The organism is Streptomyces sp. NPDC030838, from assembly GCF_055572035.1.
Window position 1 is genome coordinate 1 of the sequence record NZ_JBVIED010000030.1, and the last position, 4698, is coordinate 4698.

Here is a 4698-nt window from a genome sequence, read left to right on the forward strand (position 1 = left end):
GGGGGTCTTCTGTTTCCTAGGGTATTTCTTGGGCGCCCCAGGGGGTTTTTGTTTTGGGGGGCCAGGAGGGGGTTGGGGGGGAAGGGACGGGGGGGGCGGCCCTTCCTCCCGGGAGGAAGGGCCGCCCCTCGCCGTCGTCGTACGGCTTACTGCGCGCCGGGGCGCACCAGCCCGCTCTCGTACGCGTACACCGCGGCCTGCACCCGGTCCCGCAGCCCCAGCTTGGTCAGGACATGGCCGACATGGGTCTTCACGGTCGTCTCGCTGACGAACAGGTCCGCGGCGATCTCGGCGTTCGACAGACCCCGCGCCACCAGCTTCAGCACCTCGACCTCGCGGTCCGTGAGGGTGTTCAGCGTGTCCGGCACCGGCTCGTCGCCGGACGGCAGATGCGTGGCGTACTTGTCGAGCAGCCGGCGGGTGATGCTCGGGGCGAGCATGGCCTCACCGGCGGCCACCACGCGGATCGCCTGCACCAGTTCATGGGCGGGCGCGTCCTTCAGCAGAAACCCGCTCGCCCCGGCCCGCAGGGCCTCCACCACATACTCGTCCAGGTCGAAGGTGGTCAGCACCAGCACCTTGGCCGGGCCGTCCCGCCCCGGGCCGGTGATCTGCCGGGTGGCCTCCACGCCGTCCATCCGCGGCATACGGATGTCCATCAGGACCACATCGGGCTGCAGGGCCCGCACCTGGTCGAGTGCCTGGAGGCCGTCTCCGGCCTCGCCGACGACCGCGATGTCCTGCTCGGCCTCCAGGATCATCCGGAAGCCCGTACGCAGCAGCGGCTGGTCGTCGACCAGTAGGACGCGGATGGCCACGTAAGTCTCCTTCGCTAGTCCGGCCCCATTCTGCCCTGCGTGGCCGTGCTCACGGGGAGCGGGTAGGGCGGGGGAGTGCCGCCGAACTCGGGGCAGTGCGCCTGGTGGTCACACCAGCCGCACAGTTTCGTGGGACGCGGCCGCCAGTCGCCGGTCTCGGTGGCCAGCCGGATCGCGTCCCACAGGGCGAGCAGCTTGCGCTCCACCCGCTCCAGGTCCGCCAGGACCGGGTCGTACGTCAGCACGTCACCACTGCCGAGATAGACGAGCTGGAGGCGGCGCGGAATGACGTTCTTCAGCCGCCAGACGACCAGGGCATAGAACTTCATCTGGAACAGCGCGCCCTCGGCGTACTCCGGCCGCGGTGCCTTGCCCGTCTTGTAGTCGACGATCCGCACCTCGCCGGTGGGCGCCACGTCGACCCGGTCGATGATCCCGCGCAGCCGGAGCCCCGACTCCAGCTCCGCCTCGACGAACAGCTCCCGCTCGGCCGGCTCCAGCCGGCTCGGATCCTCCAGCGTGAACCAGCGCTCGACCAGCCGCTCCGCCTCACCGAGCCAGCGGGCCAGCCGCTCGCCCTCCGGGTCGTCGGCGAACAGCTCGGCCAGCTCCGGCCGGGACTCCCGCAGCCGGTCCCACTGGCCCGGAATCAACGACTTGGCGCGCGGCGCGGTGCGCTCCGCGGCGGGCGCGTCGAAGAGCCGCTCCAGCACCGCGTGCACCAGCGTGCCCTTGGTCGCAGCCTCGCTGGGCTTCTCCGGCAGCCGGTCGATCACCCGGAACCGGTAGAGCAACGGGCACTGCATGAAGTCGCCGGCACGCGAGGGGGAGAGGGAGGCGGGCGGTATGGCGAGGGACGCGGTGCCGTTCCCCGTGGTCGCCGTCTCCGCGACCACGTCGCCGGGCACGGTCACGGCCTCCGCCGTACCGTCGCTGTGGGCCTCCGTCACGCCCTCGGTGCTCGTCTCCATGCCCACAGACCTTACGGCCCGCCACTGACAGTGACCCCGTCGCGGTCGTGTTCACCGCCGACGACGGGGAAAACAGAGGGGGTGCCGGGGCGGAACGCACCTCGACGGCCGCATACCATCGACCCGAGACCTTCCGCCCGGCAGGCGCGGGACACGCTTCGAACGAGGGGACATCGTGGACGAGAGCGGCGGGAGCGGGCAGCCGCGGTCGGGCAACGACAACTCCGCCACGGAGAAGCCCGCCCAGCGGGGCGAAGGGTCGGCGGCAGCGGGAGGCGACGGTCCCACCGAGGAGCCGACCCGGCGGCAGCCGGAGGGTCCGGCGGTAGAAATCACCGAGACCGCCGAGACCGCCGAGACTCGTGAGGCCTCCGAGACCCCCGAATCCCCGGCACTCCAGGCGGCCCCCCCGACCCAGCAGGGGCCGGCCGGTGTCCCCGGTGGTGCCCCGGAGCGCGGTGACCGCCACGGCGGTGAGGTCCGCCTCGGCAAGACGCCCGCCCACCCCGACGCCCAGGAGCGCCCGCACGCACACAGCGGCGCCAAGGGCCCCGTGCCCCAGCGCCCCGAGCCCGGGGGCGGGCTGCTGATGGGGCGGCCCTTCGGGGTGCCCGTGTACGTCGCGCCCAGCTGGTTCCTCGTCGCCGCCCTGATCACCTGGGTCTTCGGCGGCCAGCTGGACCGCGTCCTACCCGAGCTCGGCGCCGCCCGCTACCTGGTCTCGCTGTTCTTCGCGGTCGCCTTCTACGCCTCCGTCCTCGTCCACGAGCTGGCCCACACGATCGCCGCCATCCGCTTCAAACTCCCGGTCCGCCGCATCCAGCTCCAGTTCTTCGGCGGCGTCTCCGAGATCGAGAAGGAGGCCGAGACCCCCGGCAGGGAGTTCGTCCTCGCCTTCGTCGGGCCGTTGCTCTCGCTCGTCCTCGCCGGCCTCTTCTACCTCGCCATGCAGCCCGTCGAGCCCGGCACGGTCCCCGGCGTCCTGCTCGCCGGCCTGATGATCTCCAACCTCATCGTGGCCGCCTTCAACCTCCTGCCCGGCCTTCCCCTGGACGGCGGCCGCATGCTCCGCGCCGTCGTCTGGAAGATCACCGGCAAGCCCATGAGCGGCACGATCGCCGCCGCCTGGGTCGGCCGCGCGCTCGCCGTCTCCGTCCTGATCGGCCTGCCGCTGCTCACCCAGTCCGGCGCGCTCGGCACCGGCGCCGAGGACAGCGTCGGCATGGACACCGTCATGGACGCCCTGCTCGCCGCGATCCTCGCCGCGATCATCTGGACCGGCGCCGGCAACAGCCTCCGCGTCGCCCGGCTGCGCGAACACCTCCCCGAGCTGCGCGCCCGCACCCTCACCCGCCGCGCGGTCCCCGTCCGGACCGACACCCCGCTCTCCGAGGCCCTGCGCCGCGCCAACGACGCCGGCGCCCGCGCCCTGGTCGTCGTCGACGCCGACGGCGCCCCGATCTCCCTGGTCCGCGAGGCGGCCATCGTCGGCGTCCCCGAGCACCGCCGCCCCTGGGTCGCCGTCAGCGGCCTCGCCCAGGAGCTCACCGACGGAATGCGCGTCTCCGCCGAGCTGGCCGGCGAGGACCTGCTGGAGGCCCTGCGCGCCCACCCCGCCACCGAGTACCTGGTGGTCGAGGAGACCGGCGAGATCTACGGCGTCCTGTCCGCCGCCGACGTCGAGCGCGCCTTCGTCAAGGCGATGGCCCGGCCCAGCTGAGCACCGTCCTCCCCGAAGCCGAAGCCGAAGCCGAAGCCGAAGCCGAAGCGGAGGCCGAAGCGGAGGCCGAGGCCGTGGTCGGCGACCCCGGCAAACCCCGGTAGGCTGTTCACATGTCCGAACCGACCGGTGCCGCCCGCCGCCGCGGGCCCTTCAAGGTCGGGGACCAGGTACAGCTGACCGACCCCAAGGGCCGCCACTACACGTTCACGCTCGAGGCCGGGAAGAACTTCCACACCCACAAGGGTTCCTTCCCGCACGACGAACTGATCGGCGCTCCCGAGGGCAGCGTTGTCCGTACGACGGGGAACGTCGCCTATCTCGCGCTGCGCCCCCTGCTCCCCGACTACGTCCTGTCCATGCCCCGCGGGGCAGCCGTCGTCTACCCCAAGGACGCGGGGCAGATCCTCGCCTTCGCCGACATCTTCCCCGGCGCCCGCGTCGTGGAGGCCGGCGTCGGCTCCGGCTCGCTCAGCAGCTTCCTGCTGCGGGCCATCGGCGACCAGGGCATGCTGCACTCCTACGAGCGCCGCGAGGACTTCGCCGAGATCGCCAGGCAGAACGTGGAGCGCTACTTCGGCGGCCCGCACCCCGCCTGGCAGCTCACCGTCGGTGACCTCCAGGACAACCTGAGCGACACCGACGTCGACCGCGTCATCCTCGACATGCTCGCCCCCTGGGAGTGCCTGGAGGCCGTCTCCAAGGCGCTGGTCCCCGGCGGCATCGTGTGCTGCTACGTCGCGACCACCACCCAGCTCGCCCGGACCGTCGAGTCCATCCGCGAGATCGGCTGCTTCAACGAGCCGACCGCCTGGGAGACGATGATCCGCAACTGGCACATCGAGGGCCTGGCCGTCCGCCCGGACCACCGGATGATCGGCCACACCGGCTTCCTCCTCACCGCCCGCCGCCTCGCGGACGGCGTCGAGCCCCCCATGCGCCGCCGCCGCCCCGCCAAGGGCGCCTACGGCGAGGACTACACGGGCCCCAACGCCGACGGAGGCCTCGGCCGCTGAGGCGGCGGCTGTGTGGGCTCCCACCCACCCTCCCGGTACCGCGTACAACGTCCCGGGGGGGGGGGGGGGGGGGGGGGGGGGGGGGGGGGGGGGGGGGGGGGGGGGGGGGGGGGGGGGGGGGGGGGGGGGGGGGGGGGGGGAGGGAGGGGGGGGGGGGGGGGGGGGGGGGGGGG

At 73.1% G+C, this 4698-nt stretch carries 4 protein-coding genes; 2 read left to right on the forward strand and 2 right to left on the reverse strand.

All coding sequences use genetic code 11. The features are described from left to right. Nucleotides 1-146: 146 nt before the first annotated feature. Both ACZ42A_RS38880 and ACZ42A_RS38885 read right to left on the reverse strand, forming a co-directional pair. Nucleotides 147-818 carry a response regulator gene (locus tag ACZ42A_RS38880; protein ID WP_073942070.1) on the reverse strand — a complete coding sequence of 224 codons (672 nt, stop codon included), beginning with the start codon at nt 816-818 and terminating at the stop codon, nt 147-149. A gap of 14 nt (nt 819-832) precedes the next feature. Beyond that, nucleotides 833-1789 (reverse strand): RecB family exonuclease, encoded by a 957-nt coding sequence (locus ACZ42A_RS38885; protein ID WP_468532110.1) that lies wholly within the window; start codon nt 1787-1789, stop codon nt 833-835. 175 nt (nt 1790-1964) lie between these two features. Here ACZ42A_RS38885 and ACZ42A_RS38890 point away from each other — a divergent pair, with 175 nt between their 5' ends. Further along, nucleotides 1965-3509 carry a site-2 protease family protein gene (locus ACZ42A_RS38890; protein WP_468532111.1) on the forward strand — a complete coding sequence of 515 codons (1545 nt, stop codon included), beginning with the start codon at nt 1965-1967 and terminating at the stop codon, nt 3507-3509. A 113-nt stretch (nt 3510-3622) separates the two neighbouring features. Beyond that, nucleotides 3623-4525 (forward strand): tRNA (adenine-N1)-methyltransferase, encoded by a 903-nt coding sequence (locus ACZ42A_RS38895; protein ID WP_468532112.1) that lies wholly within the window; start codon nt 3623-3625, stop codon nt 4523-4525. Nucleotides 4526-4698 lie beyond the last annotated feature (173 nt).

Excerpts from the sequence above, each read along its gene's own strand:
- ACZ42A_RS38895 (WP_468532112.1), top strand. The coding sequence starts at position 3,623 with ATGTCCGAACCGACCGGTGCCGCCCGCCGCCGCGGGCCCTTCAAGGTC.
- ACZ42A_RS38885 (WP_468532110.1), bottom strand. The coding sequence starts at position 1,789 with ATGGAGACGAGCACCGAGGGCGTGACGGAGGCCCACAGCGACGGTACG.